General features: G+C 62.9%; 29 protein-coding genes and 1 pseudogene. 12 read left to right on the forward strand and 18 right to left on the reverse strand.

Features of this window, described 5'->3' with window-relative positions; all coding sequences use genetic code 11:
- Positions 1 to 16: 16 nt before the first annotated feature.
- From ATE71_RS10790 to ATE71_RS10800, 3 genes are all read left to right on the forward strand, one after another.
- A complete protein-coding gene (locus ATE71_RS10790; protein WP_058539788.1) occupies positions 17 to 268 on the forward strand; it encodes a hypothetical protein in 252 nt (83 codons plus the stop codon).
- Positions 269 to 332: 64 nt separating this feature from the next.
- On the forward strand, positions 333 to 737 hold the full coding sequence (locus ATE71_RS10795) for a hypothetical protein (protein WP_054362422.1): 405 nt from the start codon (positions 333 to 335) through the stop codon (positions 735 to 737).
- A gap of 139 nt (positions 738 to 876) precedes the next feature.
- On the forward strand, positions 877 to 1,092 hold the full coding sequence (locus tag ATE71_RS10800; RefSeq protein WP_058799920.1) for a hypothetical protein: 216 nt from the start codon (positions 877 to 879) through the stop codon (positions 1,090 to 1,092).
- Here ATE71_RS10800 and ATE71_RS10805 read toward each other — a convergent pair.
- Together ATE71_RS10805 and ATE71_RS10810 are read right to left on the reverse strand one after the other, a co-directional pair.
- Positions 1,089 to 1,415, reverse strand: a complete 327-nt coding sequence (locus ATE71_RS10805; RefSeq protein WP_054362424.1) for a hypothetical protein — start codon at positions 1,413 to 1,415, stop codon at positions 1,089 to 1,091. The genes ATE71_RS10800 and ATE71_RS10805 overlap by 4 nt on opposite strands.
- A complete protein-coding gene (locus ATE71_RS10810) occupies positions 1,412 to 2,098 on the reverse strand; it encodes a ParA family protein (RefSeq protein ID WP_054362425.1) in 687 nt (228 codons plus the stop codon). The genes ATE71_RS10805 and ATE71_RS10810 overlap by 4 nt, the downstream gene beginning before the upstream one ends.
- A gap of 358 nt (positions 2,099 to 2,456) precedes the next feature.
- Here ATE71_RS10810 and ATE71_RS10815 point away from each other — a divergent pair, with 358 nt between their 5' ends.
- From ATE71_RS10815 to cynS, 7 genes are all read left to right on the forward strand, one after another.
- Entirely contained in the window at positions 2,457 to 3,323 is an 867-nt protein-coding gene (locus ATE71_RS10815) for a toprim domain-containing protein (RefSeq protein ID WP_058803405.1), read from the forward strand.
- Positions 3,324 to 3,358: 35 nt separating this feature from the next.
- The gene (locus ATE71_RS10820; protein ID WP_058803406.1) at positions 3,359 to 5,815 is read left to right on the forward strand and encodes a strawberry notch-like NTP hydrolase domain-containing protein; all 2,457 of its coding nucleotides are present in this window, start codon (positions 3,359 to 3,361) and stop codon (positions 5,813 to 5,815) included.
- A gap of 1 nt (position 5,816) precedes the next feature.
- A complete protein-coding gene (locus ATE71_RS10825) occupies positions 5,817 to 6,650 on the forward strand; it encodes an SDR family oxidoreductase (RefSeq protein WP_231728248.1) in 834 nt (277 codons plus the stop codon).
- Between the two features lie 161 nt (positions 6,651 to 6,811).
- Positions 6,812 to 7,759 (forward strand): LysR family transcriptional regulator, encoded by a 948-nt coding sequence (locus tag ATE71_RS10830; protein ID WP_054362428.1) that lies wholly within the window; start codon positions 6,812 to 6,814, stop codon positions 7,757 to 7,759.
- Between the two features lie 27 nt (positions 7,760 to 7,786).
- A complete protein-coding gene (locus ATE71_RS10835; protein ID WP_054362429.1) occupies positions 7,787 to 8,377 on the forward strand; it encodes a TetR/AcrR family transcriptional regulator in 591 nt (196 codons plus the stop codon).
- An 83-nt stretch (positions 8,378 to 8,460) separates the two neighbouring features.
- Positions 8,461 to 9,159 (forward strand): cysteine hydrolase family protein, encoded by a 699-nt coding sequence (locus ATE71_RS10840; protein WP_054362430.1) that lies wholly within the window; start codon positions 8,461 to 8,463, stop codon positions 9,157 to 9,159.
- Positions 9,160 to 9,248: 89 nt separating this feature from the next.
- Positions 9,249 to 9,734 carry a cyanase gene (gene cynS / locus ATE71_RS10845; protein ID WP_054362431.1) on the forward strand — a complete coding sequence of 162 codons (486 nt, stop codon included), beginning with the start codon at positions 9,249 to 9,251 and terminating at the stop codon, positions 9,732 to 9,734.
- A 35-nt stretch (positions 9,735 to 9,769) separates the two neighbouring features.
- On the opposite strand, the gene ATE71_RS10850 is transcribed toward cynS, so the two are convergent.
- From ATE71_RS10850 to ATE71_RS10915, 13 genes and pseudogenes are all read right to left on the reverse strand, one after another.
- On the reverse strand, positions 9,770 to 10,003 hold the full coding sequence (locus ATE71_RS10850; protein WP_054362432.1) for a DUF2274 domain-containing protein: 234 nt from the start codon (positions 10,001 to 10,003) through the stop codon (positions 9,770 to 9,772).
- Between the two features lies 1 nt (position 10,004).
- Entirely contained in the window at positions 10,005 to 11,138 is a 1,134-nt protein-coding gene (locus ATE71_RS10855) for a TrbI/VirB10 family protein (protein WP_196490234.1), read from the reverse strand.
- Between the two features lie 71 nt (positions 11,139 to 11,209).
- Entirely contained in the window at positions 11,210 to 12,238 is a 1,029-nt protein-coding gene (gene trbG / locus ATE71_RS10860; RefSeq protein ID WP_196490233.1) for a P-type conjugative transfer protein TrbG, read from the reverse strand.
- Positions 12,235 to 12,918, reverse strand: a complete 684-nt coding sequence (gene trbF / locus ATE71_RS10865) for a conjugal transfer protein TrbF (RefSeq protein ID WP_054362435.1) — start codon at positions 12,916 to 12,918, stop codon at positions 12,235 to 12,237. Before trbF ends, trbG begins: the two co-directional genes overlap by 4 nt.
- A complete protein-coding gene (trbL, locus tag ATE71_RS10870) occupies positions 12,918 to 14,273 on the reverse strand; it encodes a P-type conjugative transfer protein TrbL (RefSeq protein ID WP_054362436.1) in 1,356 nt (451 codons plus the stop codon). Before trbL ends, trbF begins: the two co-directional genes overlap by 1 nt.
- A 4-nt stretch (positions 14,274 to 14,277) precedes the next feature.
- Positions 14,278 to 14,649 (reverse strand): putative entry exclusion protein TrbK-alt, encoded by a 372-nt coding sequence (gene trbK-alt / locus ATE71_RS10875; protein WP_054362437.1) that lies wholly within the window; start codon positions 14,647 to 14,649, stop codon positions 14,278 to 14,280.
- A 10-nt stretch (positions 14,650 to 14,659) separates the two neighbouring features.
- A complete protein-coding gene (trbJ, locus tag ATE71_RS10880) occupies positions 14,660 to 15,424 on the reverse strand; it encodes a P-type conjugative transfer protein TrbJ (RefSeq protein ID WP_054362438.1) in 765 nt (254 codons plus the stop codon).
- A pseudogene (locus ATE71_RS21715) lies at positions 15,421 to 15,819 on the reverse strand (conjugal transfer protein TrbE); the annotation flags it as partial. The pseudogene ATE71_RS21715 and the gene trbJ, both read right to left, overlap by 4 nt.
- Positions 15,820 to 15,894: 75 nt before the next feature.
- Positions 15,895 to 17,261 (reverse strand): IS3 family transposase gene (locus tag ATE71_RS10890; protein ID WP_120222458.1). Its coding sequence is split into 2 segments (ribosomal slippage): positions 15,895 to 16,910 and positions 16,910 to 17,261, totalling 1,368 coding nucleotides; the frame shifts between segments, so codons are not numbered across the junction.
- A gap of 127 nt (positions 17,262 to 17,388) precedes the next feature.
- Positions 17,389 to 20,358 (reverse strand): Tn3 family transposase, encoded by a 2,970-nt coding sequence (locus tag ATE71_RS10900; RefSeq protein ID WP_058803397.1) that lies wholly within the window; start codon positions 20,356 to 20,358, stop codon positions 17,389 to 17,391.
- Positions 20,359 to 20,449: 91 nt separating this feature from the next.
- Entirely contained in the window at positions 20,450 to 21,868 is a 1,419-nt protein-coding gene (gene merA, locus ATE71_RS10905; RefSeq protein ID WP_039330847.1) for a mercury(II) reductase, read from the reverse strand.
- Between the two features lie 37 nt (positions 21,869 to 21,905).
- Positions 21,906 to 22,235 carry a heavy-metal-associated domain-containing protein gene (locus tag ATE71_RS21720; RefSeq protein WP_082665171.1) on the reverse strand — a complete coding sequence of 110 codons (330 nt, stop codon included), beginning with the start codon at positions 22,233 to 22,235 and terminating at the stop codon, positions 21,906 to 21,908.
- Positions 22,236 to 22,247: 12 nt separating this feature from the next.
- A complete protein-coding gene (locus ATE71_RS10915; protein ID WP_014072602.1) occupies positions 22,248 to 22,643 on the reverse strand; it encodes a mercuric transporter MerT family protein in 396 nt (131 codons plus the stop codon).
- Between the two features lie 76 nt (positions 22,644 to 22,719).
- Here ATE71_RS10915 and ATE71_RS10920 point away from each other — a divergent pair, with 76 nt between their 5' ends.
- Positions 22,720 to 23,142 carry a MerR family transcriptional regulator gene (locus ATE71_RS10920; protein WP_039330852.1) on the forward strand — a complete coding sequence of 141 codons (423 nt, stop codon included), beginning with the start codon at positions 22,720 to 22,722 and terminating at the stop codon, positions 23,140 to 23,142.
- Positions 23,143 to 23,312: 170 nt separating this feature from the next.
- The gene (locus tag ATE71_RS10925) at positions 23,313 to 23,873 is read left to right on the forward strand and encodes a recombinase family protein (RefSeq protein ID WP_004213255.1); all 561 of its coding nucleotides are present in this window, start codon (positions 23,313 to 23,315) and stop codon (positions 23,871 to 23,873) included.
- A gap of 128 nt (positions 23,874 to 24,001) precedes the next feature.
- Here ATE71_RS10925 and ATE71_RS10930 read toward each other — a convergent pair whose 3' ends face one another.
- The 3 genes from ATE71_RS10930 to ATE71_RS10940 are packed head-to-tail and all read right to left on the reverse strand — an operon-like array spanning position 24,002 to position 25,545.
- Entirely contained in the window at positions 24,002 to 24,460 is a 459-nt protein-coding gene (locus ATE71_RS10930; RefSeq protein WP_058801118.1) for a hypothetical protein, read from the reverse strand.
- Positions 24,457 to 25,359: a hypothetical protein gene (locus ATE71_RS10935; RefSeq protein ID WP_058801117.1), complete on the reverse strand. Its 903-nt coding sequence runs from the start codon at positions 25,357 to 25,359 to the stop codon at positions 24,457 to 24,459. Before ATE71_RS10935 ends, ATE71_RS10930 begins: the two co-directional genes overlap by 4 nt.
- A gap of 3 nt (positions 25,360 to 25,362) precedes the next feature.
- Positions 25,363 to 25,545, reverse strand: coding sequence for a hypothetical protein (locus tag ATE71_RS10940; protein ID WP_058801116.1), 183 nt, complete (start codon positions 25,543 to 25,545; stop codon positions 25,363 to 25,365).
- Positions 25,546 to 25,567 lie beyond the last annotated feature (22 nt).

A 25,567-nucleotide genomic window follows, 5' to 3' on the forward strand; every position in this document is an offset into this window, starting at 1 on the left:
CCGAGGCGGTTTGTTGATGAACCCCGGCGTCGTCGTCCTCGTCATCATCTTCGAGGGCGTTCGGAAGGTCACGCTCCACGCGACCGAAGCGCAGGCGTGGCGGCAGCTGATGGAGTTCGTAGACCGACGCTGGGAACGCCGGTTCGGCCGAGCCCCCTCCCCTATCGAGCCCGAGGCGCGCGCGGACCAGTTCTTCCGCAACAACAGCGACGATCTCTACGCCATCATCGACGCCGACCTTTCCGAGCTGCAGGAGGCGCTCAGCTGACGCCGTTCTTCGCTTGGCCTGACGCACCATCCCGTCGTACAATCTAGGCGAGCGGGAGCCTCCTATGTTCGAGTGCCTTATCTTGGGCGACAGCACCGGCGTCGGTGCCGGTCAGGCGATCAACCGGCGCTATGCCCAGCAATGCGACGTGCAGGCCGTCGAGCGTGCTACAGCGGCGCAGATCCTCACCTGGAGGAAAACGGGCAAAGACTATGGCGCCTGTGTTTTCGCCATGGGATCAAACGACCCGGCCGGCGCCGCCCTCGCGACCAAACTCACGAAGATCCGCACCAGCCTCTGCTTTCGCCGAGTCATTTGGCTGCTGCCTTATGCAAGACCCCAGGCTTATACTGTCAGCTCGGTTGCCGCTCGCTTCGGGGACGAGACGGTCGACTTGAACCGTTTTGAGACGCGGGACCGGATACATCCGCGCAACTATTCGCAAGTAGCATCGGTTCTTCTGCGCTGAGCGCAGAATCATAAAAGAGGTGAGAGGGATCGAGAGGATCGGGCAAGCGGGAGTTGCGTCCCGCGGCCCCTGCCCTCACCCGCCGAGGCTCCGGTCCCGGCGCAGCTCGCAGGAGCTTGCGATGTCGCTACACCTCTTGATGATCACCTTCGGCGACAAAGACGAACTGTCGGTCCACCCGGACCACGGCTCCGCATGGGCGGCGCTGCTGGGGTTCGTGGACGATCGCTGGTCAGCCTTGCTCGGAAGCACAGAGGCACCCGATGACGAGAACGCGCGCGTCGACGCCTTCTTCGCACTTCCGGACGCCTTCTACCTGATCGGCGAAGTGGTGGCGTCGCTGCCCGCCGCCTAGCGTTCCTCTCCCTCAGCCAGGTCCATCAGCTTCTCGATGGCCTGCCAGTAAGGCAGCCGCTCCCGGTCGCAGTATTCGACGAAGCGCCCCATCACGCTCACCGGGCCTTTGACGCTGACCTGGTGGAGCTGCTCGCCCGCATAAGCCGACTTCTGCCGGCGCGGCAATGCCGCAGGCGCGGACGGCTTGGAGAACCCGTGTTCGCGCCCGATGTCATCTACCGCAGCCGCGTCTCGGCGCTGATCCGTTCGGCTGCGTTCAGCCCGGGTGTTCGGCCGGATGTCCGAGAGATCGTCCAGCCCAAGTTTGATGCCGTTGCTCATGCCGTCTGCTCCACGACAGCGTTCTGCCGTCTGATTTCCGTCACGACCTCCTGCACGAAGGCGGTGGCATTGATGCGCGCCTTGTCCAGCCCGGTCGCCTGATCGTCGCCGAGGCTCCAGAGCGAGCGGTAGTGTGTGAACATCGCGCGAAACCCCGCGCGATCGTTCAGAGCGGTCTCGAAGGTCGGGATACCCGCGCCCCGAAACTGCGACCTGATTTCCTTCTCGTCGCGCGTCGCGATCGCAGGGTTCACGCGCGTAAACAGCATGCGATACGGGATCTCGCGGCGAAGCGCCCTCCCCTCATCCACCACCAGCTTGATCGCCCGGCTCGCCTGTCGTGCGTCGACCGGCGACGCCTGCAGCGGGATGATGACCAAGTCGGTCCGCGAAATCGCGCGAGACATGGCCAAGTTCGCGGTTCCTTCCAGATCGACGATGACGAACTGGCTGGAGGCTGCCGCCTCCTCGATCTCGTCGATGATCGCGTTGTCTGACGGGAGTGTCCGGCACTCGAATCCAGGATCAGACGTCTCGCTCGCCCACGTCTCAAGCGTTCGGTTCGGGTCGCCGTCGATGACAGTCACCGAGGCCCCGGCTTGGCTGAGACCGCTGGCGAGCACCAACGCCGACGTGCTCTTACCTACCCCGCCCTTGGGGCTTGCAAAGCTGATTACTGGCATGCTCCAGCCTTCCTCGTCATCGCTGCGCTACACTGGCGCAGCCTTCACACGACAGGCGGGGAGATTGCCCGCCCTGACTACGCCATGCCAGACCACACATCGCTTGGCAACGCTATACATGGCAGGGCATGGATAGGATACGCTACTAAGGCGTACTAAATGCTACGCAGGGCTATGCCACCCCAGCCACCGCATGGCAGCGCTACGCTAGAATATGGTAGCCACCGCTATGCACCGCTCGGGCATGCCGAGCATTCCGAGCGGTTCAGCTGCGATGCTTAGGCCTTCTCTTGGTACCATAGTCTACCACTGGCCGGAGCGAGGGGAGGGGGTGCAGAATAGCGAAGGAGCAGAAAAGATGCCCTATACCGCATTGAAACCAAGCCAGGAACTCGTCGACATCGTCGGCTCGCTCGGTGGAGTTTGGCACGGCTATGTTGCGACATGCCGATGCCCAGCCCACGTCGATCGGACCCCGAGCCTGTCGCTACGCCAGGGAGATCGCGGCATCCTCGTGACGTGCTTTGCGGGCTGCGAGGCAGAGGACGTCCTGCGCGAGATTCGTCGCATCCCGGTGACGAGGCGTTTCGAGCCCCCGAAGGCCGACATACGCCGCGGAACCGGGAACGTCGAACGTCTCTGGGAACAGGCCCGCGACGTCATGCAGACGCTCGGCGAGCGCTACTTGCAGCGACGCCACATCGTCGCAGGACCGGCCGATCTCCGCTTCCATCCGCGATGCCCGCTCGGACCCAAGGGACGTACCGTTTTCAAGCCCGCCCTATTGGTCGGCGTGAGGGAGGGACATCGGCTCGTCGCCTTCCAGCGCATCTTCCTCGACCCGGCAACCGCGGACTACGAGTGCAAGGTCATGCTTGGACAACCGGGGCAGGGGGCGTGGCAGGGACGACCGCTGCAAGGTGACACGCTCGCGATCGCGGAGGGGTTCGAGACGGCCGCGGCCTTCACGATCCTGCATGGCGTGCCCTGCTGGGCGACCCTCGGCGCTCGACGGTTCGATCATCTCGGCCTGCCGTCGGCGCTCGCCAATCTTCTACTCGCACAGGATAACGATCCGGAGGGCGAAGCCGCTGCCGTACGCGCAGAGGCTCACTATGCACGTCCCCGGCTCAACATCCGGCGAGCGCCACCACCAGGGCGCATCAAGGACTGGGCGATCGTCCTCGATCGCGAGCAGGAAAGGGGAGGGGGGTCGAGTGGATGATGCTGCCGTTTGGGCGGCCGATCCAGGAGACCCCCATGACCGACCTATTCTCGACGGCCGAGAACGCCGACCGAAGCGCCGCGCTCCTGCTGCAGGATCGACTCCGCGCCGGCGACAGCATCACGCGGGCCGCCCTCAATGAGGCCATGACGAAGGCCTATGGCGGCACCGACGCGCAGGGATGCTGGACCCAGCGCGAGAGCTTCGAGGTGCTGGAGCACGCGCTCGCCGTCCACCTGCGGACGGTCCCCCACGCGCTCCACGCCTTGCCCGATGTTGCCCACGCCATCCGGCTCATGGCGGCGCTACCCACCCAGACTGTCCGGAGCGAGGAGCAGCTCGAATGGCAGCAGTTCTCGACACCGGCAGACATCGCCGCTCTGGCCGTGCTCCTGGCGAACGCACAGGAAGGCGACGTCGTCCTCGAACCCAGCGCCGGCAACGGCCTGCTCGTCGCGCAGCTGCGCCAGGACGTCACGCTTCAGCTGAACGAACTCGACCCGGCTCGACGGGCACGGCTCGCCCACAGCTTTCCCGGCGCGCCGATCACCGGCTACGACGGCGCAGCGCTGACGTCGCTGATGGCATCGTCCGAGCGTCCCACGCTGGTCCTGATGAACCCGCCGTTCTCGCGCTCGCTCGGCCGCGGCGCCGACGACTTCGCGGCCGTGCGCCACCTACAGGCAGCCTTGCGCCGCCTGCGCACCGGAGGACGGCTTGTCGCGATCATGCCCGACTGGTTCGGCCCCAGCGCGCGTCTGCGTGACCTGTTCGACTCCACGCTGCGCGATGTCGCGGTCCGAACCTCGATCCGCCTCGAAAAGTGCTACACGAAGCACGGCACCTCGATCGCGGTCCGCCTCTACGTCATCGACAAGGCACCGGGCACGACGATCCCCTCGACGATCCAGCGCTCGTCGGTCGCCGAGATCCTCGACGCGGTGACGATCGTCGACCGGCTGAAGCCGAAAACGGACGTGCCAATGGCTCCTGTCCGGAAGACCGGCACGACCTCACTGTTCCGTGCCGTGAAGAGCACGCGCCCTGCCGAACCGCGCGCCTATCATGCCCCCGTCCGCAACGAGGTTCTCCCCGTCGATTTCACGCCGCTGGAAACCCCGGCGCCGCTTCTCGGACAGACGGGCGTCTACCTGCCCTATCGGCCGAGCCGCCTCGTGTTCACCACCGCCGGCGAGCATCCGACCGCACTGGTCGAGTCCGTGGCCATGGGCTCGATCCCCGCGCCAATCCCCCATCATGTCCCGCGCTTGCCCGAGCGGACGGTTGCCGAGCGTCTGCTGTCGGCCTCGCAGCTCGAAACAGTCGTCTACGCCGGCGATGCTTGGACCCAGATGATCCCGGGCCGGTTCCGCCCGAGCAAGGAGGGCGTCGGACTGGACCTGTCCGAGGACGGCCGCGAGTATCGCAAGGGTTTCTTCTTGGGCGACGGGACCGGGGCGGGGAAGGGCCGGCAGATCGCCGCCTGCATCCTCGACAACTGGCTGCAGGGCCGCCGCCGCCACATCTGGATCACCAAGAACGAGCCCCTCCTCGAGGATGCCCGACGGGACTGGACCGCGCTGGGCGGCATGACGGCTGACATCCAGCCCCTTACCAGCTGGAAGATCGACGAGGTGGTCAAGCTCGACCAGGGCGTGATCTTCGTCACCTATCCGGCGCTCCGCTCTGCTCGGGGTGATCACACCCGGCTCAAGCAGCTCATCGATTGGGCACGCGAAGACTTCGACGGTGTCATCGCCTTCGACGAGGCACACGAAATGGGCGGCGTCGCAGGCGGGGAGGGCGCTCTCGGCGCGAAAAAGGGTTCCCAGCAGGGCATCTGCGGGGTGCTGCTCCAGAATAACCTGCCCGGCGCGCGCGTGCTCTACGCCTCGGCGACCGGAGCCTCCGACGTCAACAATCTCGCCTACGCCGTCCGGCTCGGCCTCTGGGGACCGGAGACCGCCTTCGCCGACCGCGAGCAGTTCATCAGCGGCATCCGCAAGGGCGGGATCGCCGCCATGGAGCTCGTCGCTCGCGACCTCAAGGCGACCGGCCTCTACATGGCGCGCGCGCTCAGCTTCGCCGGCGTCGAGTACGACATCCTCAAGCATGCGCTGACACCCGACCAGATCAGGATCTACGACACCTATGCGGATGCCTGGGGCATCATCCACCGCAACATGGAACAGGCGCTGGAGCTGACCGCCGTCGTCGACTCCCTCGAGAACGCGACGCTCAACAGCGGCGCCAAGGCGTCCGCCCGCTCGCGCTTCGAGTCGACCAAGCAGCGCTTCTTCGGCCAGGTCCTTCTCAGCCTGAAGATGCCGACCGTCATCGCCGCGGTCGAGGAACACCTCGCCGATGGCAAATCGGTGGTGCTGCAGCTCGTCACGACCGCGGAATCGATCCTCAACCGTCGCCTCGGGGAGCTCAGCCCCGACGAGCGGGCAGACCTCGAAATCGACCTGTCGCCACGCGAATATGTCTAATGTGGAGCTCCACATTATACTGATTACCGGAACTTCCTCAGGCTATGGGAAGGCGACCGCACAGCTCTTTCTCGATCAAGGTTGGAACGTCGTTGCGACAATGCGGGCGCCTGACGAAAGCGTGTTCGACAAGCCCGGGGACCGGCTGAAAGTCCTGCCGCTGGATGTGACCAGCGCTGAAAGCATTTCTAAGGCTCTCGCCGATGCCGTCGCCGCCTTTGGACGGATTGATGTGCTGGTCAACAACGCGGGCATCGGCTTGCTTTCCGCGTTCGAGTTTACGCCTGACACCGTAATTCGGGAGATGTTTGAAACAAACACTTTCGGGGTGATGGCGGTCTGCCGAGCGGCAATCCCGCATATGCGCCAGCATGCGGGTGGTGTGATAATCAATGTGACCTCCAGCACGGCGATCGCCCCGATGCCGTTCGTTGCCGTGTATACGGCCAGCAAGTGTGCTGTTGAAGGGTTCACTGAGGCGCTTTCGTATGAATTGGGCCTGGTTGGCATCCGGGCGCGGATCGTAGAACCAGGCCTTGCACCAACGACCAATTTCAGAACGAACAGCGCCAATCGCATTGAGGGACTGACACCACCGCCATACGACGCCTTTGCGCAACGCTATTTCGCCAAGTTGCAAGACTATCCAACCGCGTTCACGAGTGTGAGCGAAGTCTCCGAGGCTGTTTTCGCTGCTGCGACGGAGGAGGGCGATCGGCTGCGCTTTCCGGCGGGCCCCGATACCGCGTTGTTCGCACAATTGCGATGGATGACCTCGGAGGAACATTATTTGGCACAGATGCGGGCGATGTTCGGGCCTGATCTTTCTGAGTAGTGTTTTCTCTATGCGAGTGTCGCTTCTCCACGAGCATCGTAGCCGCATAATTGGCGCCGTCCCGCGGTTCGCGGCGGCGGAAATGCGCAGTCATTCCCTGTTGCGCAGGTCGCGGCTGAGCGTCGGCCGGCCACTGCATCGGCGGGCAGGCGGAGGGGGACATGCCTGACTTGGCTCTTGACCTCCGCTTTCTCCGCTACGCGATTCTGGTTGCGGAACACGGAAGTTTCCGCCGTGCGGCCGATGCGATGAATCTCTCGCAGTCGACGGTCAGCCGTCGAATTCAGTTGCTCGAACGCAGGGTGGGCGTGCCGCTCTTCGAACGCAGCAGGAGCGGAGTGCGGCCGACGCCAGCCGGCGAGCGCTTCATACGGGAGGCTGCATTTGGCGCTGAACACATTCGCCAAGCTGTCAGCAGCCTAAGCATGGAGAAACGAGGCCAGATTGGGGAGTTGAAAATCGGGCTGATGGCCTCGCTCGCCAGCGGTTTCTTGGCCGACGTGCTCGAGGCGTTCCATTTCCGGTTTCCGAACATCGATATAAAGATCGAAGAGGCGACGGCGCAGGCGACTGCCGCCGGCGTGCTAAGCGGTCGGCTCGACGCGGCATTCATTCCCGGCGAGCCGCGTCTTCCCGGTTGCCAGGCGATGCATCTCTGGGGTGAACCTCTATACGTCGCAGTTTCAAAGCACCATTCCATGGCGGCACGCGTCGGCGTCAATTGGGAGGATCTCCGCGACGAGACATTCCTTGTCGCAGCGGACGTTCACGGGCCTGAGGTCGAGGCGATCATCGTGCGGCAGCTTTCCGGTTTGGGTTTTCATCCGCGGATCTCGGTGCAGCGGGTTGGCCGCGAGAACCTCCTCAACATGGTGGGCATGGGATTCGGCGTGACCTTGGCTGCGACCTCCACTCAGGGCGCCTCCTATCCCGCGGTCATCTTCGTTCCGCTTGCCGAAGGGGGCGAGGTGTTCAACTCAAGCGTTGTTTGGTCGACAAACAACGTCAATCCCGCGCTTAAGCGTCTGCTGGACCTTAGCGCATCGATCGCAAAAACGCACCAGCGGCGGTCCTCAACGGTCCTAGAGGCCATTCAACGGTTGACATAACGAGATGACTGGTCATTTATTAACGTCATGCCACGTCCACCGAATCCAGAAGTTCGTTCGCGCCTCATCGAAAAAGGCGCAGAAATCATCCATCGCCTTGGCTTCAACGGCTGTGGCGTGCAGGATATTACTGCCGCTGCCGGAGTTCCGAAGGGATCGTTTTACAATTACTTCGAAAGCAAGGATGCGTTCGCGGCAGCGATACTCGATGAATACTGGCGCGCAATCGAATCCAATTACGTGTCCATCCTGGAAGACGATTTCGTTAGCCCGTTAAAGCGCGTCGAGAGACACTTTTCGGAGTTGATTGAGTATCATGAGCGACAGAAATTCACGTTTGGCTGTCTGATCGGCAATCTCGCGCTTGAGCTTGCGGCGCAGAGCTCGATTGCACGATCAAAGCTGAAAGCTCTCCTGAGGACTTGGACAGCCGCCCTTGCAAAGTGCCTGTCGGCCGCGAGCGAAGCGGGAGAGCTTCCCCTCGCGCGCGAACCCCAGGACCTTGCGGCGACGCTCATCGAGGCCTTCGAGGGCGCGGTGATGGTGGCCAAGGTCGAGCAAAGCGGAAGAGCTCTGAGGCGATTTGGCACTGTTGCCCTGCCTCGGCTCCTCGCGTGAAAATCGTGTCGTATTAATAGACGACCAGTCACTTTAATACGTCGCCAGCAGATGGCGCCTTCCTCTTCTGAAAGGAGAAGATCATGACTGAACTCTACGCAGATCCCGAAAATCCGGTGCTTCCAAAAAGCACGTTTCAGCTCGACCTGAAGCGAGCTGCCCTCGTGGTGATCGATCCGCAGAACGACTTCTTACATCCCAGCGGTGTGAGCTGGCCGTTCTTCGGCGAGAGCGTTGTCGAGAACAACACCGTGTCGCACATCGGCCAACTGTTCGAAGCCGCGAAGGCAGCGGATATCACCGTCGCCATCTCGCCCCACTTCTACTATCCATGTGACCATCATTGGCAGTTTGGCGGTCCACTGGAAAAGACCATGCATGCGATCAACATGTTTGGTCGCAAAGGCCAGTTTACCGTGGAGGAATTCGAGGGATCGGGCGCGGATTTCCTCGAAGACTACAAAAAGTACATCCACGACGGCAAAACCATCATTGCCTCGCCGCACAAGGTCTACGGCCCCGAGACGAACGACCTCATTCTCCAACTGCGCAAACAAGGTGTGTCACAAGTCATCCTGGCCGGCATGGCCGCCAATCTGTGCATTGAAGCGCATTTGCGGGAACTGATCGAACAGGGCTTCGAAGTGGTGGTCGTTCGCGATGCGACAGCCGGCCCTCGCGTTCCGGAGGGCGACGGCTACCTCGCCGCCCTGGTGAATTTCCGGTTCCTCGCGCACGGCCTTTGGACGACCGCGGAAACCGTCTCACAACTGAAGGGCTGAGACGCCCGCACCTGCGCACATGTCCCTGTGGTCCCGGCATTGCCGGGACCGCATCCCGTTAGCGATCATCAAAGAAGGAGAACGGATCGATGAGGCGTGAGGAACTGACCGAAAAGATATTGGACATCAAGCGCGAGCGAGGCTGGTCGTGGAAACACATCACCGGAGAGATCGGTGGTGTGTCCGAGGTGCTGATCATCGGCGCTTTGCTCGGGCAGATGAAGCTGATCAAACCGCTCGCGAAGAAGGCTGCGGCGCTGTTCGGCCTGTCGGAGGCAGAAGAGCGTATGCTGAACGAGGTGCCATATCGAGGCATGCCCATGCCGCCGACGGACCCCCTGATATATCGCTTCTATGAAATGGTGATGGTCAACGGCCCCGCGTGGAAGGCACTCATCGAGGACGAGTTCGGCGACGGCATTATGTCCGCAATCGATTTCGACATCACGTTCGAGCGTGAGCCGAATCCAAAAGGTGATCGAGTGAAGATCGGAATGTCGGGCAAGTTTCTTCCCTATCGCTACTACGGAAGCGAGCAAGGCATTCCCGAATATGGCTATAAGGAACCCGAATGATCGTTCGCCGGGGCTCCCTTGGGCCCTGCCGACGATCAAGAGGAAGTAACGTGCCGCGCGCGACGTGCCTTGGCGAAGCCGCGATCGGTCGCGATGAAGCGTTCGATCATAGGCGCAATCAGACGTGTTGGATCGGCGACCGGCTGGCCGGTCTCGCGGCCGTGAACCTCAGCGTAAGCGACAAGATCCCGATAGACCGTCGCCGGTAATTCCGCCGTCACCTTCACGGGCTTGTCGTCGGCTATCATGCCGAGTTTCAACTTGGTCACATCAGCCTCCGTAGGGCTCGAGAATAAGATCACGGGTTACGATCACCCGGACCGGGAATCCGGGTCGGATGGTGAGCGTCGGGGCGATGTTGAGCTGCCGCCGGATGATCTGCTGGCCTGCGTCGTTGATCGTGTCTTGGCCGCCGTTGCGGATCGCCTGGATCAGCCGGTCGTCATCATTGGTGGCCAGTTCGGCGCCGACGCTCAGGAGCGTCGAGAGACCGGCGGCCTTGGCGAGATCCCACCAGTGATAGTCGACGCCGTCCTGCAGGCCGGCATAGCCCTCGGCGTCGGCGCCGGGCTGGCGCTCCAGCACGATGCTGCGGCCGTTCGGAAAGATCAGCCGATTCCACACGAGCAGGACGCGGCTCTGCCCGAACTGGACGTTGTTGTCATACTGGCCGATCACGCGCGTGCCCTGCGGGATCAGGAGGATCCGGCCTGTCGGGCTGTCATAAATGTTCTCGGTGACCTGGGCGGTGATCTGGCCCGGAAGGTCCGATCGAACGCCGGTGATGAGAGCGGCCGAGATGACGGCGCCGGCTTGAAGGATATTCGGAGAGGCCGGCGCGGCGATGCGGTCGGCCGCAACAGTGCGTCGGTCGACCGGCGCGTTGAGAAAGGCCTGCTGCCGATCTTGGGCGCTCGGCGTTGCCGGCGGCGGCGCGAGCCCGAGGCTGGCGAGGTCCGGTGGCGCCTGGTTCGGCGTGTTCGCCGTGACCGGCGCGGCATTGCGCGCCTCCGCCGCCGCGAACAGACGGCTGGTGCGGGCGGTCTCGATCTCCTGGAGCCGGCGCTGCTCCTCGGCGCTGAGGCCGGGCTGCGGAGCGGCGACGCCGGGATTGGGCACGGGCTGGCCGCGGTTCTGGGCGCTGACGATCGGCCGGCCGAGGTCGCCCGGCAGCGGCGGGCCGAGCTGCGGCACGCTGCTATAGTCGCGCGGCAGGCCCTGGAGGCCATCCGCCGTGTTGCGGTTGTCGGTTGAATAAAGCTCCTCCGGCGCCCGGCCGCCGTTGCGAGTCTGGAGCGCATAGACCAGCGCACCGCCGATCCCGAGGCTGGCGACCAGGCCGAGCCCGGCGAGCACCTTGCGCGACAGCCGCGTCACGCGCGGCGCATCCGCGCGCAGCCGCATCGGCGCTGCCGCTTCGGGCGCCGATCCGGTCAGCGGCGCGGCCGCATCCTCTCCCTCGTTCCGGTCTTCGCTCACGACGCCGGCCTCCCGTCGGTGCGGGTGATCCGGACACGCTTCTGATTGTCGCCGGAGCCGAACCGCAGCTCGGCGGCGGCGAACAGCCGGTCGACGATCATGTAGTTGGTGCGGACGCGATAGTTGACCAGCTCCGACGTCTTGCCCTCCGGGCCGACGACGAACAGCGGCGGCATCTCGCCCTGGCCGACGCCGCGTGGGAATTCGATGAAGACTTGCCGGCCGTCGTCATAGGCCCGCAGCGGCCGCCATGCAGCACGGTCGCCGGTCACCTCGTAGCGGAAGTTCAGCCGTGCGAGATCGACGCCGGTGGCCACCGGCTGGGTGGCCTGCGCCTCGGCATTCTGCCTGCGGAGCGCGATGAGCTGGTCCTGCGGATACTGCCACGAGACCGAGGCCATATAGGTCCGCTCGGTCGAGCGCAGCTCCATATGGTAGGTGCGTAGATTGGTGTTGATGACCAGGTTGGTCATCAGATCCGCGCGCGTCGGCTTGACGAGGATATGGACCTGCAGCGTCGCGCCGGCGCCGCTCTGCGTGTCGCCGATAATCCAGCGGACCGTATCGCCGGCCGCGACCGGCCCTGAGCCGACGAGCTGCTCGCCGGGTTGGAGCGCAATGTCGGTGATCTGCCCGACGGCGGTGTAGACCTGATAGAGCGCCCCTTGCGTGAAGGGATAGACCTGCATCGAGTTGATGAAGCCGTCGCGCACCGGCTGAATACGGGCGGCGGCGTTGGCCTGGTTGACGCGCGCGGTGGGATCGGCCGGCTCCGGAGCGCGGCGCGATTCCTCGACCGGCTTCATCTGACCGGGCAGCGGCAGCGGTCGCGGCAGCTCGACGACCCGGACCGGCGCGGGAGGATCGACGGTCTGCACGGCGGCCGGAGCGTCGTCGTAGCTGATTTCCGGCGGCGGCGTCGCGGTGGCGCAGCCGGCGAGCGCCGTCGCCGACAGCAGCAAAGCCGCAAATGTCTGAATGCGCAAAGCCGGCCTTCCGGCTTTACGGAAATACGGCTTTGTCATTGCCCCAGCTCCCGTGACCATGAGATTGCGTTGACGTAGATCCCCAAGGGATTGGCCCGCAGCCGGTCGGCATTGCGGGGAATCTGGACGACGATCGTGAGGATCGCGGTCCAGCGCGTGGTGTCGGCGAGCTGGCCGTTCTCATACCGGCGCTCCGTCCAAGCGACGCGGAACGAGTCCGGCGACGCACGGATGACGCTCGAGACATCGACGGCGATCTGCTGGCGGCCGACCTTGGTGAAGGGATCGTTCGAGCGCGCGTAATCGTTGAGTGCGGCCGCGCCGCGATCTGTCGTGAAGTCGTAGGCGCGTAGCCAGTTCTGGCGGACGATGATCGCGTCGGCTGGGATCGAGCGGACCTGCTCGATGAAGCGCGCCAGGTGGAAGGCGATCTGCGGATCGGTCGGCTGGTAGTCGGCGGTCGCAGGCGCAATCGCTTGCGCCTGGCCGAGCCGGTCTGTCTGCACCACCCATGGCACGACGGTTCCCCGAGCTGACTGCCAGACCAGCGCAGCGGCGAAGCCGGCGCTGAGGAACAGCGATCCGAAGGCCATATAGCGCCAGTTCCTCGCCTGGACGCGGGCCGAGCCGATACGGTCGTCCCAAACCTGGGCGGCGCGCTGATAAGGGGTCTCGGGCTCGGGAGCCTTTCCGTAATGCGTAGAGGGTCTTCGGAACATCAGCGGTCGCTTTCAGAGAGGTTGATGGAAGAGCCGCCGCCATGGCTGTCGCCGCTGCGGACGGCATGGACGGTGGTGGAAACGGCGTGGCTCATCTGCTGGGAGCGTTTCATGCGCTGGGCCCAGGCGGGCGGCGTGTTTGAATTGCCGGCGGCGGGCGCGGCCTCGTCTGAGCCGCCGCCGATGGTGCCCATGGTCGAGGAGCCGCCGGTCGCCTCGAAGGCGGACTTGGCGCCCTCCGAGAAACTGGAGCGCATGCTTTCGGTCGAGCGTTCAGCGGCGCGGCGGAGCGGCGATGTTGCAGCGGAACCGGCGGCCCGGGCGACGCCGCCCAGGCCACTGGCCACACCTGAGGCGCCCGACTGCCCTGCGGCGCCCAGGCTGTAGGCGGTGGAAGCGCCGCCCGCGAGGGCGGCGCCCCCGCGAGCGGCGGCGGCCGCGCCTCCTGCCAGCGCGGCTCCTCCGGACGCCACCGCTCCAACCGTGGCGGCGCCTGCGGCGACCATGCCGCCCGCGGCTAGGCCGGTTCCGATGGCGGCGCCCGCGCCGAGCTGGGGTCCGCCAGAGACGAGACCGTTGGCGATGCCCGGACCGAAGATGCCAAGACCGAGCAGCGTCAGCGCCGCGAGCACGATGGCCATGGCCTGATCGATGGTGGGTGTTGCCCCGCCGAAGCCGGCGGTGAATTCGGAAAACAGGCTCGACCCGATGCCGATGATGACGCCGAGGACGAGCACCTTGATACCTGAGGAGATGACGTTGCCAAGCACACGCTCGGCCATGAAGGCGCTCTTGCCGAACAGCCCGAACGGGATGAGCACGAAGCCCGCCAGCGTGGTGAGCTTGAATTCGATCAACGTCACGAAGAGCTGGATGGCCAAAATGAAGAAGGCCAACAGCACCAGCGCCCAGGCGAGCAGCATCACCGCGATCTGGATGAAGTTCTCGAAGAAACTCCAGTAACCCATGAGATCGGATATGGAATCGAGCAGTGGCCGGCCGGCATCGAGGCCGGTCTGGGCGACGCGGCCGGGCCGCATCATGTCGGCGACGGTGAAACCGGTGCCGGAGGCTTTCAGGCCGAGGCCAGCAAAGCTCTCGAAGATGATGCGGGCCAGGTTGTTCCAATTGCCGATGAGGTAGGCAAAGACGCCGACGAACAGCGTCTTCTTCACCAGGCGCGCCATGATGTCTTCGTCGGCGCCCCAGCTCCAGAACAGCGCGGCGAGCGTGACGTCGATCACGATCAACGTCGTGGCGATGAACGCAACTTCGCCGGAGAGAAGCCCGAAGCCGCCGTCGATGTAGCGGGTGAAAACTTCCAGGAAGTGGTCGATGACGCCGGTGCCGCCCATGATCTCAGCGCGCCTCGTTCGTGTGGGAGTCGACGGCCGGCACGGGCTCCTTGACGATGGGCTCGCGCGTGACCGGCGGATTCTGCGGGATGTCCTGCGGACCGGGCGCCTGCGGCGCCGGCTGCGACGGCGTGAGGAAGCGGTCGCGGTTCTCCGCCCAGGTCTGCAGGCACTCGCTGTCGCTGGTGCCGGCCTCGCCGAGCCGCTGGCAGCGGCGCAGCTTTGCCTTCAGCGGATCGGCCGCCGCTTCCGCGGGCACCGCGATGCTGCGGTAGATCGGCGGCTCGTCCTTGCGGGCGAGTTCGATGGCGGTGGCGGTGACGGCGAAGGTCACGAAGAAGATGGCGCCGATGCGCGCGAGGATCTTTCCGTCCATCGTCGCGCCCTCAGTTGCCGTTCTGGAACATCTGCGCGTTGCCGGGCTGGTAGCCCGAGCCGGGCGTCAGGAAACGGCGGCGCTGCTCGCGGCCCTGTTCGGCGGCCGCCGACCGCTCGGCTTCGGCGAGCGCCTGGGAACGGCCGTTCGCCGAGACGACGGCGGTCAGGTCCGCGAGCTGCTGGGCCTGGAGTGCGAGAAGCTGGTTGCCCGCCTGGGTGGCCTGCAGCGCGCCGGTGGCGCCCTGGCTCTGGCCGACCAGCGCCGACATCTGGGTGCGGTTGGTGTCGATGTTGCCGACCACGCCGGCCTGGACGCGCATGGCGTCCTGAAGGCCGGAAACGGTGTTGTTCCAGCGCTCTTTCGCCTGGGCGATGAGCTGCTGATTGGACGCGCTCATCGAGGCGCTTCCGGCCCCGTAATTGGTGCGGAACGCCTGATCGATGTTCTGGACATCGTAGGCGATGCGCTGCGCCTGCTGCAGAAGCTGTTGGGTGCGCTGGACCGATTGCTGGAGCTGTTGCAGCGAGGAGAACGGCAGGCTCGCGAGGTTGCGGGCCTGGTTGATCAGCGAGGTGGCCTGGTTCTGGAGCGAGGTGATCTGGTTGTTGATCTGCTCCAGCGAACGCGCCGCCGTCAGGACGTTTTGAACGTAGTTCGTCGGGTCGTAGACGATCCATTGCGCCGAGGCCGGCGCGACTAGCACCGGCGACGCAGACAAAGGGATGGCGAGGACGGCGGCGGTGATCGCCGCGCGGGGAATGCGCAGTTTCATGGCAGGCTCTCCAGGTTGGTGAGGTCGGGAATGAGGTCGACCGCCCATGTCGCGCCGCGCAGCCGCAGCCAGGCGGCGAGGAATCCCTTGCGGCCATGCTCGGTGACGATGCGGTCTATGGCGGCCTGGTCGGTCTTCGACGAGGCGGCGCAGAGCGCCAGCGCGACGTCGGACAGGCCCAGCTCGAACAGGCGATTGCCTCGGCGGGACTGGCAGTAGTAGTCGCGCTTGGGCATCGCCCGCGCGAGGATCTCGATCTGGCGCGAATTGAGCCCGAAGCGCTGATATATCGCCGTGATCTGCGGTTCGATCGCGCGCTCGTTCGGCAGTAGCAGCCGGGTCTGGCAGCTTTCGATGATGGCTGGCGCGATCGCCGAGCCGTCGATGTCGGAAAGCTGTCCGTCGTCAGAACATTTGGCACAGGTCGCGGCGTAAATTAGCGGAGTGCGGGCCTCGTCTGTTGTTGGGTTTTAGGCGGCGAGCTTACGGTGTTGCAAGCGCCGATGTTCAATGGTCTGTCGCTTGATCCTTTCGCGTTGTTTGATGATGGCTGGTGCCCTGCCGAAGTAGGCGTCTGCGGGCGTCACGTTGTTTAGGCTCTCGTGGTATCGGCGGTGGTTGTAGTGCTCGACGAAGGTCTCGATCTGGGCCTCAAGGTCGCCGGGCAGGAAGTAGTTCTCGAGCAGGATGCGGTTTTTAAGGGTCTGGTGCCAGCGCTCGATCTTGCCCTGGGTCTGGGGGTGCATCGGGGCGCCGCGCACGTGGCTCATCTTGTTGGCCTCGATGTATTCAGCCAGTTCGCCCGCGATGTAGCTGGGACCATTGTCGCTGAGCAGCCGGGGCTTGTGCAACACCGTGGCGCTGTCGCATCCGGATGCGACCAACGCTACATCCAGCGTGTCGGTCACATCCTCGGCCCGCATGTTGGTGCACAACTTCCAGGCGATGATGTAGCGCGAGAAGTCGTCGAGCACGGTGGAGAGATACATCCAGCCCCACCCGATGATCTTGAAGTAGGTAAAATCGGTCTGCCACATCTCGTTCGGCCGGGTCGTCTTGGTATGGAACGCATCAGCCGCTTTCACCACGACGTATGCCGGGCTGGTGATCAGATCGTGGGCCTTGAGCAGGCGGTAAACCGTAGCTTCGGACACAAAGTATTGGCGCTCATCGGTAAATCGCACCGCCAGTTCGCGCGGTGACAGCTCGGACTGCTCCAGCGCCATTTCGACGATCTGGTCCTGCACCTCGGGCGCGATCCGGTTCCACACCCGGCCTGGAGCCGATGGCCGATCCGCCAACGCCTCCGGGCCGCCTGCGAGGTAGCGGTCATACCAGCGGTAGAACGTCCGCCGGGCGATGCCGAGTTGGTCCAGCGTTCGCTTGGCAGGCAGGTGGGACTGCTCGACGATCCTGATGATCTCGAGCTTCTCGGATGCGGGATACCTCATTCTTCGTCGCCCCCATCCGCGATCATGCTTTTTTTGAGCAAACGGTTTTCCAGCGTCAGGTCGGCCACGCATTCCTTCAGGGCGCGGGCTTCGCGGCGCAGATCCTGCACCTCGCCAGTGGTCGCGGCACGGGCGGTATCACCGGCCAACCGGCGCTTACCTGCTTCCATAAACTCCTTCGACCAAGTGTAATACAGGCTCTGGGCGATGCCTTCCTTGCGGCACAGCTCTGCGATGCTGTCCTCACCACGCAGGCCGTCCAGCACGATGCGGATCTTTTCTTCGGCAGAGAAATGGCGCCGGGTTGCTCGGCGGATATCCTTGACCACCCGCTCAGCTGGGGCCTTCTTGGGAGGGGATTTTTTCACGGAGGGTTGGGTCTTCATCTTCGTTCCTTCGTCACTACGACGAAGCCCCAACCCTCCTTAAATCACAACCTCAAATCTGTGCCATTGGTGCTGACGGGGGACAGTTCGCCAGACAACGATTTCTCGGACATAAGCGGAACATGGGCTACGCTACACGCTTCAACCGCGCCATTGGCTCGTTGAGTGGGTGGAATTCACCTGCTGGAAGTCGCCTGGCCTGCTCCCAGAGGTAATCGCCGGTCAGACTGATGTGCGCCCAGCCCATCGGAGAAAGGTGCGCAAGCAGTGCCGCATCGAACGTCGTGCCGACAGCGTTGAGGTGCTTGGCGGCGCGGTCGAGATAGACCGTGTTCCAGTAGGAAATCGCCGCGATCAGCAAGTTCAGCCCAGATGCACGAAATTCCTGATTTTCCAGCGAGCGATCGGTGAACCGGCCCTGCCGGTTGGTATAGATGGCGGCGGCAAGCGTGTGCCGCGCTTCGCCTTTGTTGAGACCGGCCTGACAGGCACGGCGCAGTTCCGGTTGTTCGAGCCAATCGAGCGTGAACAAAGTGCGCTCGATACGGCCCAGTTCAGCCAATGCAAAATCCAGCCTGTTCTGGCGTTTGTAGGCGGCAAGCTTTCGCAAGATTACTGACGGCGCCACCGTGCCATCCTTGATTGAGGCGACAATCCTGACGATGTCATCCCAATCAGCCTCGATCGCTGCGGTTTTGATGGTGCGGCCCATCAGGCTTTCGATGCCCTTGTATGTCGATGGCGCAGCGATCGAACCCAGTTTGCGGTCGGCAATATCGCGCAGTCGGGGCGCAAAGCGGAACCCGAGCAGGTGGCAGAGTGCGAAAACATGATCGGTCGCGCCGCCGGTATCGGTATAGTGCTCATGCAACGGAAGGTTGCCAGCGCCCAGGACAAGGCCGTCGAGCACGTAGGGCGCTTCACCTGCCGTCGCGGACATGATCCGTGATCCGAATGATGCGAAGTGATCGGAAAGGTGGGAATAGATTTTCACGCCAGGTTCGGTTCCATATTTGGCATTGACGTCCGCCGCCCCCGAACGGCTCCGCCCCGACCGGAAGAACTGGCCATCGGACGACGAACTGGTGCCAGCACCCCAATGCCGCGCGAAGGGTAACTCGTGGTGGGCTGAGATAATCATGGCCAGTGCGGCCTGATAATTGTCGGGGGAAAGGTACCAGTTGTGGGTCCATGCGAGCTGGGCATAGCTGACGCCTTCGCTGGCATTGGCCATCCTCTCCAGCCCGAGGTTGGTGCCGTCAGCCAGAATTGCGGCGAGTACCGTGCTGGGGTTGTCATGCTCCTTGCCTGAACGCAGGTCACGGAATGCGTTCAAAAAACCAGTGCGTTCGGCGACTTCAAGCAGCAGCTCGGTGATGCGCACGCGGGGAAGCAGGGTATCGAGCTTACGATCGAGGGCTTCAGCTTCCGGTGGGGTGACAGGCGGCATTTTCTGAAGCTTGAGCCGGTCTCGTTCGAGCGACACTCCCTCAAGCTTGTTTGCTTTCAACTGTTTGGCAAATCGGCGCAGCCGCCAGTCAAGATTTCGTGACCGGTCAGCGAGGTAGGACGCAGCATTTGAATCGAACGGAAGCGCATCCGCCACTTTGGCGGCGTCGCGCCGACCCAGCAAATAGGCATCGAAGCGCTGATAGTTGCGGGTTCCCTCGATCCATACATCACCGGCGCGCAAACGATCACGCAAGGTTGCCATGATCGCAATTTCATAACGTCGGCGGTCGATACGGCCGCTTTCGGTGATGAGACGCTTCCACTGCCGATTGGGGAATGGCAGTGGAACGCCATCGGGAAGGTCGCGCGACTTTCGTGTGTTCGCATCGCGAATGACATCGATGGCTTTGATCAGTGCCGTCCCTGTTCCAGACGCCTTGAAGGTGAAGGCGTCCAGAAATGCCGGGCTGAAACGCCGTAGCGTGGCGTAACGCTCGGTTGCCGTTACCAGTGCGTCCTCGCCGGCAAGATCAGCAAGGGCATCTACTTGGGCCTTTGCCGCAACAAGCCGGTGCCAGCCCACCGCTTCGTCAATCAATTCGAGCGGATCGCCGCCATTCTGGACAGCCTCATCAAGTGCTGTAATCGTGGCGCCAAACAGCCGCATGAGTTGCCCCACCGACTGAATACTATCTTGGTAGCGACGCTCGCGCCCACGCCGCGCGCGCGTGAACATGCCGCCGATAAGTCGGTCAAACATTTGGATCGCGCCATCGGCAAGTCTGGCCTCAAGGTCGATCACTGCGGCCGTCAACGTCGCCCGCCTGCGATTGACGCTGTAATCCGAAAGCAGGAATGCCGGTGCCACGCCGCCCTCGCGGACAAATTGGGCAAAGCGGAATTCCGGAATGGCGCCCCCAACTACCGGGTGGATACCTATGCCGCGAACATAGCGCAGGCGCTCAAGCAAGCCATTGATATTGGCCGCAGTCGGGGCTTCTTCGAAATTACGCAACCACGCCAGCGGTGTCATGCCGAAATCCGGGTTGTTGATTACGAGTTCGTCTAGCCGTGTCAGTTCAGCAGAGCTGAGGCCTTCGACGATTGCGGCTGCGGCAGCTTTGCGTGCGCGTGCCCGGCCAGCAAGACCGGCGCGTTCCAGTGTGTCGCCTGACGGAAGAATGAACCGCTCACCCTTCAGGCCAACCATGAGGGCGCGAACAATCGGTTCACCTCTGTCTGTATACTCGGCGGCTTGCGCGGCAAGATTCAGGGCAAGTGCCAGGTCGCCGCGTCGAAACGGGCGTATGCCAAGATAACGCGCCACGAGATCGGCATGATCGGTACGGGTTTGCGCGCGCTGACCATATGCAGAGAAGGAGGAAGGATCGACGAATAACTGTGCCGCGAGGTACTGAAGAATGACGTCGGGAAGCCCGATCTCGGGTTGCAGACCAAAGCCGGGATGTCGCATCAAAGCGATTTGTGCAGCCAGACCGAGGCGATTTGCTGGACCATAGCGGCGCCCAACCAATTCAACATCTTCCGCAGAAAGGGTATAATGCCCAATGATCGCGGTTTCTTGGACAGGAGGATCGAACAGGCGCCGGCGCTCGTCTCCGGTCAGAAGTCGGCGTCGTGCCATTTTGCTCTCCCGCTGAGGCGAATAACAAAATTGACACCAAAGCGGCTTGCACTGGAGGGAGGCCATTCGTTGCCGGTTGATCCCCGAGCAATCACCCGGCGCAGCAAGACAGTTTGGCGACATCCTTATCAAACGTTTGGGCCGCCAGTTTGAGGCCTTCCACAGTGGTCAGGTAAGGAAATATCGTTGCACCCAATTCCAGGGTGGTCATGCCGTGTTTGATCGCCAGCACCAGTGTCTGGATCGAATCCGCGCCTTCGGGTGCCATGATCTGGCCGCCCAGCAAACGGTCGTTCGCCTTGTCGGCAATCAGTTTGATGAGACCCCGCGTATCGCGTGCTGCCAGTGCCCTTGGCACAGCATCGAGCGGGAGCAGCGAAACCTTGATGTCCAGGCCTTGCGCCCGTGCTGTCGTTTCAGTGAGGCCGGCGCTGGCGACTTGCGGGTCGGTGAAGACGACGGATGGCATGGAGGAATTGTCGTAGCGGTATTGGTTGCCCGTCACCGCGTTGCGCGCGGCCAGTTTTGCGCCATAGGCGGCCATGTAGACGAACTGGTCCCGTCCCGTTACATCGCCCGCCGCGTAAATGCCTGGAACCGACGTTTCGAGGTGGTCATCGACGACGATTCCACCATTACGGGCAAGCACTATGCCGCGCTCCTCCAGCCCAAGCCCGTCGCTATTGGGTCGGCGTCCGGTGGCGATGAGCACCTGTTCCGCCGCGACGGTGTCACAATGCCCCTCGCAGGTCAATTCGACCCCGCTCTGTGTTTGGGCGATACGCTGATAGCCGACACCTGCGCAAACCCGCACGCCCTCGGCTTCCAAATAGTTTTTCAGCGCGGCACTCACTTCCGGGTCCATTTCGGGGAGCAGGCGGCTTCGGCAGCAGATGGTGACATCAACGCCCAGACGCGAAAACATCTGTCCCAGTTCTACCCCGATCACCCCGCCACCGATCACCAGCAGCGATTTGGGCAAGCGATCCAGCGCCAGCGCCGATGTGCTGGTTAGGTAGGGCACGCTGTCCATCCCCGGAATCGGCGGCACGGCGGCGTGCGCACCCATCGCCAATATGACCTTGCCGACCTTCATGGGCGCATCGCCGACAATCAGCGCACCATCGGCAAAGCGTGCCTTGCCCTCGATATAGCTCACACCTTCATAGGCGGGCAGCAGATCGACATATTTTTTTTGGCGCAGCGTCGTGACAAGATCGTCCTTCGACGCCGCCAATACGGACCAGTCATCCATCTGGACAGCGCCCCCAAGGCCGGGAAAGCGCGCGGCGGCAAGCCCACCATGCACCGCTTCGGCGGCGCGGATCAGCGTCTTGGAAGGAACGCAGCCAACATTGACACAGGTGCCGCCAATCGTGCCGTGACCGACGAGCGCCACTTTCGCGCCCAGATCGGCAGCGGCGATCGCGGCGGAGAACCCGGCAGAACCCGCGCCGATGACGGCCACGTCAAATCCTTCCTGCCCGGGGCGGTTGCAACAGTCGTTCATTGCTTATCGCTTTCTTGAGGCGCTGGCGGCGCCCCGCTCAGTTTTGAATAGCGCGCGCCGGATAACCCGCGTTGGTTGATGCAGCGGCAATCGCAGCAGCATTGGTGCGGCGCGGGTTATAGGTTGCGCGCGCGATCTTGGCTGCGAAATCGACCGTGACCGCCGTTACCCCGGCGACGCCTTCCATCGCCTTCTTCACGGTGATCGGGCAGGTGGCGCAGGTCATGTTCTCTATGGCAAAGGTGGTTTGCTTCTGAGCGGTTGCGGTAGCCGCGGGGCGATCTTGCGCCGTGCCACTAACTGCATAGGCGACCCCGCCGCCAGCCATAGCCAGCACGGCCATAGCGATACATACTGTCTTTTTCATGGGTATTTCCTTTCAATAGAACCAGGGTGCCCACCAGTCGATGGTGAGCGCCAGGATGGCGACGGCAAGGCCCAGCCACAGCACCGCCTTGGTGGTCCAAGCCGATTGTGGACGAGCGCAGTAGGAACCGTCTTCACAGGGCGGTTTCGGCTTGAAATAGACATGCCAGAAGCCGTAGCCGAGCAGCGCGAGCGTTACGCCTGCGACATAGGGCTTGTAAGGTTCGAGCGCCGTCAGGTTGGCGATCCACGCGCCGGAAATTCCGAGCATAACCAACAGTAGCGGGACGACGCAGCAAGCCGAGGCGAGCCCCGCGCCGATCAATGCGCCCGCCGCAACCCAGTTTGCCTGCTTCGGCTCGTGGTTTTCGGTGAGGGCTGGCTGTCCCGCTTCCGGCGTTGAGACCATGGCTTGAATCCCTTGTTCCAACTGAGTGATTCGCAGTGTAGGCTCTGTAGCCACTACAGACTCAAGAGGTATTTTCATGGAGCAACAGGTCGGCATCTTGCGTGCCCAGCTTGCCCGGAAAACAGGCTGCAATCTCGAAACCATCCGCTATTACGAGAAGGTGGGATTGCTGCCGGGGCCGCCTCGCAGTTCCAACGGCTACCGCGTCTATTCGCCGGAACTGGTGCAAAGGTTGCAGTTCATCCTGCGCGCGCGCGACCTTGGCTATGCAATGGATGACATACGGTCATTGTTGTCGCTCACCGATACCGGTGCACAAACCTGCGCGGAGGTTATGGCGAGAACCGAACTCCACCTTGAAGATGTCCGCCGCCGCATTGCAGATTTGCAGAAGATAGAGGTGACGCTGGCGACCACGTTAGCCAGATGCACTGGAGATGACGTTGCCGAATGTCCCATCCTGGAAGCACTCCAGTTTTTACCCCATCAAGGCAATTGACGCCATCTTTGAGGGATTTGATTTTGTGATGTCAGCTTGGAGTATAGCCTAACCGGACGTCAGGGCGCTACCGCGGTTTCTGTCAGATTAGGGTACTAAACGGAATTTGTTGACGAATGTCGTTGCGTATCATAGATTTCAACCTGACATTTTGATGGAGAGAGTGCGCAGTGAAGGGGCAACGGATCGGCTATGTCCGGGTCAGCACGTTCGATCAGAATGTGGATCGCCAATTGGAAGGTCAGTCGCTCGATCGGACCTTCACCGACAAGGCATCGGGCAAGGACGTCAACCGCCCCCAGCTTGAGGCTCTGCTCACTTTCGCCCGCGAAGGCGATACCGTCGTCGTCCACAGCATGGATCGGTTGGCCCGCAATCTGGATGACCTGCGCAAGCTGGTCCAGGGCCTCACCAAGCGAGGTATCCGGATCGAGTTTGAGAAGGAAAGCCTGTCCTTCTCGGGGGAGGACTCCCCGATGGCCAATCTGATGCTCTCGGTCATGGGTGCGTTTGCTGAGTTCGAGCGCGCCCTGATCCGCGAACGGCAACGCGAAGGCATTGCGATCGCTCGGCAGCGCGGCGCCTATCGGGGGCGGAAACGGTCGCTCTCGGATGAGATGATTGCCGATCTGCACCGCCGCGTTGCCGCCGGTGAACGCAAGGCGACCATCGCGCGCGACATGGGCATCAGCCGCGAAACCCTCTACCAGTACCTTCGCGCCGCTGCCTGACACCAATGTTCACATTATGTCCGGAAAATCGTTGTTCAGCGTACAAAGCTTGAGGTGACGCCTTGCGCAGGTGATCGCCCAATGGCGCGGGGATGATCGTCGGCAGACCGACGGGATCGATGGGAAGTTTATCGCGGGAACGAGGCGGGTAATTGGTACACGGATACCAATCGCGCACGTTCGCTGTCGGTGATATATTCGCGCCAAGGCTTTGCGACGGTCACGCGAAGCCGGGAGCCCTCACTTTCCAGCCTGATATTCCGAATGTCGGCCGCCGCAGCGCGTTGTTCCGCGTCATCAGCGTGAAACGCAGCGCCGGTTGCCCAAAGTCGGGCAGGCCAAGGCGCTAGAAAAATCGCGAGAAGCATGCCAATCACGGTGCCGGTGACGGGCGGCAGCGCAATGACCGCGATAAGCCAGATTGCCATGAAGCATATAGCCGCGCGCGCGAGGACCAGGCGCGGTCGACAGCAGCTCATGAATGCGATCGCGAGCCAGTGGAACGGGGCGCTTATCAGTACGAGTAGCCCAAGCAACCCAACCGCGCTCGTGATCAGGAACGTGAAAAACGCGAGCAGCTTGATCATGGCTCGGCTACCGTCACGGTATCGGTATCTTCGGGCGCCGGCGACGCGTCTGGTGTGTTCTCCGTCTCGGTCTCGATGTCATCGAGGAGGGCTTTGTCGAGTGTCCGTACCAGCAGATTTGCGACCGACTTCCCGTCAAGAGCGACGATACCGCCTATCGTCTCGCGCCCGTAGCTATCGAACTTGGGCGCCTCACCTGGTTCCTGCCATTTCTTTCCGGTGACAGCAGGCTTCAACTGAAACAGGAAGCGGTCGGGGTTGAGCAGCGCCAGCGAGAGCAGCTCGCCCTTTTCGCTGTGCCGAATATCCGCGATCGCGCCGATATAGCCGATGCCCAGGTTGTTTTGCTGAAAGGTCGTGAGAACGTGGCAGACGGGCCTATAGCCATGCTGGGTCGGTCTGAGGTAATGATGGTAGACCCACCCCTGACCATTGAGGTCGGCGCCGTCGAACACGAGGTCGAAGCCGTCATTTGAGACGAACTTCGCGACCAGAAACGATTCCAGAACAACCAGCATGCTGAACATGGCCAGTTCGTGCATCTCTAGATGCCCGCCGTCGGCATATTGCACCATCGCTGCGATCGGATTGGCGAATACGGGCTGAAGGAGCCCTTCAGGCCGAAGCAGCGTCTCGATTGGCGTCCACATCATTCCTGTCGCGGGCAGAACATCCGAAATGGCAATAAACAGGCTCCGCGCCAGCTCGACACACGACCAACCGAGAAAATGGGCCATGAGAGAGACTCCCACGGCGAGCAGCAACGTTGTTGCGGATCCGAGAGGCAATTCGGGCCGTGCGGCGCCGCTACGCGCGCCTTTCAGATTCCAGAATCCGAGAAAGGTCAAACCGGGTAGCAGAATGAGCATGCTGGCGAGAACGGCCAGCGTGAGCGTCATGAATCAGCTCGCGGCGATATATTTGAAGCGGCCAGTCTGGGGATTCTTGGTGAGCTTCGCAATCAGACCGCGCCGACGGATCGCGGTGCGCTCGTCCTGCAGGCGCAAGAGCTCGACATAGCCGCCGACCTTGCGGGCGGCTTCGGAGGTTTCTGCCTGTTCGCGAGGGGTGGTCACGCTTGCCATGGCCCCAATCTAGTGCGTCCGG

It is taken from the genome of Sphingopyxis sp. H115 (genome assembly GCF_001468465.1).
Classification (GTDB): domain Bacteria; phylum Pseudomonadota; class Alphaproteobacteria; order Sphingomonadales; family Sphingomonadaceae; genus Sphingopyxis.

Excerpts from the sequence above, each read along its gene's own strand:
- ATE71_RS10855 (WP_196490234.1), bottom strand. The coding sequence starts at position 11,138 with ATGCGGCTGCGCGCGGATGCGCCGCGCGTGACGCGGCTGTCGCGCAAG.
- ATE71_RS10835 (WP_054362429.1), top strand. The coding sequence starts at position 7,787 with ATGCCACGTCCACCGAATCCAGAAGTTCGTTCGCGCCTCATCGAAAAA.
- trbK-alt (WP_054362437.1), bottom strand. The coding sequence starts at position 14,649 with ATGGACGGAAAGATCCTCGCGCGCATCGGCGCCATCTTCTTCGTGACC.
- ATE71_RS10940 (WP_058801116.1), bottom strand. The coding sequence starts at position 25,545 with ATGGCAAGCGTGACCACCCCTCGCGAACAGGCAGAAACCTCCGAAGCC.
- merA (WP_039330847.1), bottom strand. The coding sequence starts at position 21,868 with ATGAACGACTGTTGCAACCGCCCCGGGCAGGAAGGATTTGACGTGGCC.
- cynS (WP_054362431.1), top strand. The coding sequence starts at position 9,249 with ATGAGGCGTGAGGAACTGACCGAAAAGATATTGGACATCAAGCGCGAG.
- trbJ (WP_054362438.1), bottom strand. The coding sequence starts at position 15,424 with ATGAAACTGCGCATTCCCCGCGCGGCGATCACCGCCGCCGTCCTCGCC.
- ATE71_RS10935 (WP_058801117.1), bottom strand. The coding sequence starts at position 25,359 with ATGACGCTCACGCTGGCCGTTCTCGCCAGCATGCTCATTCTGCTACCC.
- ATE71_RS10830 (WP_054362428.1), top strand. The coding sequence starts at position 6,812 with ATGCCTGACTTGGCTCTTGACCTCCGCTTTCTCCGCTACGCGATTCTG.
- trbL (WP_054362436.1), bottom strand. The coding sequence starts at position 14,273 with ATGGGCGGCACCGGCGTCATCGACCACTTCCTGGAAGTTTTCACCCGC.
- ATE71_RS10820 (WP_058803406.1), top strand. The coding sequence starts at position 3,359 with ATGACCGACCTATTCTCGACGGCCGAGAACGCCGACCGAAGCGCCGCG.
- trbF (WP_054362435.1), bottom strand. The coding sequence starts at position 12,918 with ATGTTCCGAAGACCCTCTACGCATTACGGAAAGGCTCCCGAGCCCGAG.
- ATE71_RS10790 (WP_058539788.1), top strand. The coding sequence starts at position 17 with ATGAACCCCGGCGTCGTCGTCCTCGTCATCATCTTCGAGGGCGTTCGG.
- ATE71_RS21720 (WP_082665171.1), bottom strand. The coding sequence starts at position 22,235 with ATGAAAAAGACAGTATGTATCGCTATGGCCGTGCTGGCTATGGCTGGC.
- ATE71_RS10900 (WP_058803397.1), bottom strand. The coding sequence starts at position 20,358 with ATGGCACGACGCCGACTTCTGACCGGAGACGAGCGCCGGCGCCTGTTC.
- ATE71_RS10795 (WP_054362422.1), top strand. The coding sequence starts at position 333 with ATGTTCGAGTGCCTTATCTTGGGCGACAGCACCGGCGTCGGTGCCGGT.
- ATE71_RS10840 (WP_054362430.1), top strand. The coding sequence starts at position 8,461 with ATGACTGAACTCTACGCAGATCCCGAAAATCCGGTGCTTCCAAAAAGC.
- trbG (WP_196490233.1), bottom strand. The coding sequence starts at position 12,238 with ATGACAAAGCCGTATTTCCGTAAAGCCGGAAGGCCGGCTTTGCGCATT.
- ATE71_RS10815 (WP_058803405.1), top strand. The coding sequence starts at position 2,457 with ATGCCCTATACCGCATTGAAACCAAGCCAGGAACTCGTCGACATCGTC.
- ATE71_RS10805 (WP_054362424.1), bottom strand. The coding sequence starts at position 1,415 with ATGAGCAACGGCATCAAACTTGGGCTGGACGATCTCTCGGACATCCGG.
- ATE71_RS10930 (WP_058801118.1), bottom strand. The coding sequence starts at position 24,460 with ATGATCAAGCTGCTCGCGTTTTTCACGTTCCTGATCACGAGCGCGGTT.
- ATE71_RS10800 (WP_058799920.1), top strand. The coding sequence starts at position 877 with ATGATCACCTTCGGCGACAAAGACGAACTGTCGGTCCACCCGGACCAC.
- ATE71_RS10920 (WP_039330852.1), top strand. The coding sequence starts at position 22,720 with ATGGAGCAACAGGTCGGCATCTTGCGTGCCCAGCTTGCCCGGAAAACA.
- ATE71_RS10915 (WP_014072602.1), bottom strand. The coding sequence starts at position 22,643 with ATGGTCTCAACGCCGGAAGCGGGACAGCCAGCCCTCACCGAAAACCAC.
- ATE71_RS10810 (WP_054362425.1), bottom strand. The coding sequence starts at position 2,098 with ATGCCAGTAATCAGCTTTGCAAGCCCCAAGGGCGGGGTAGGTAAGAGC.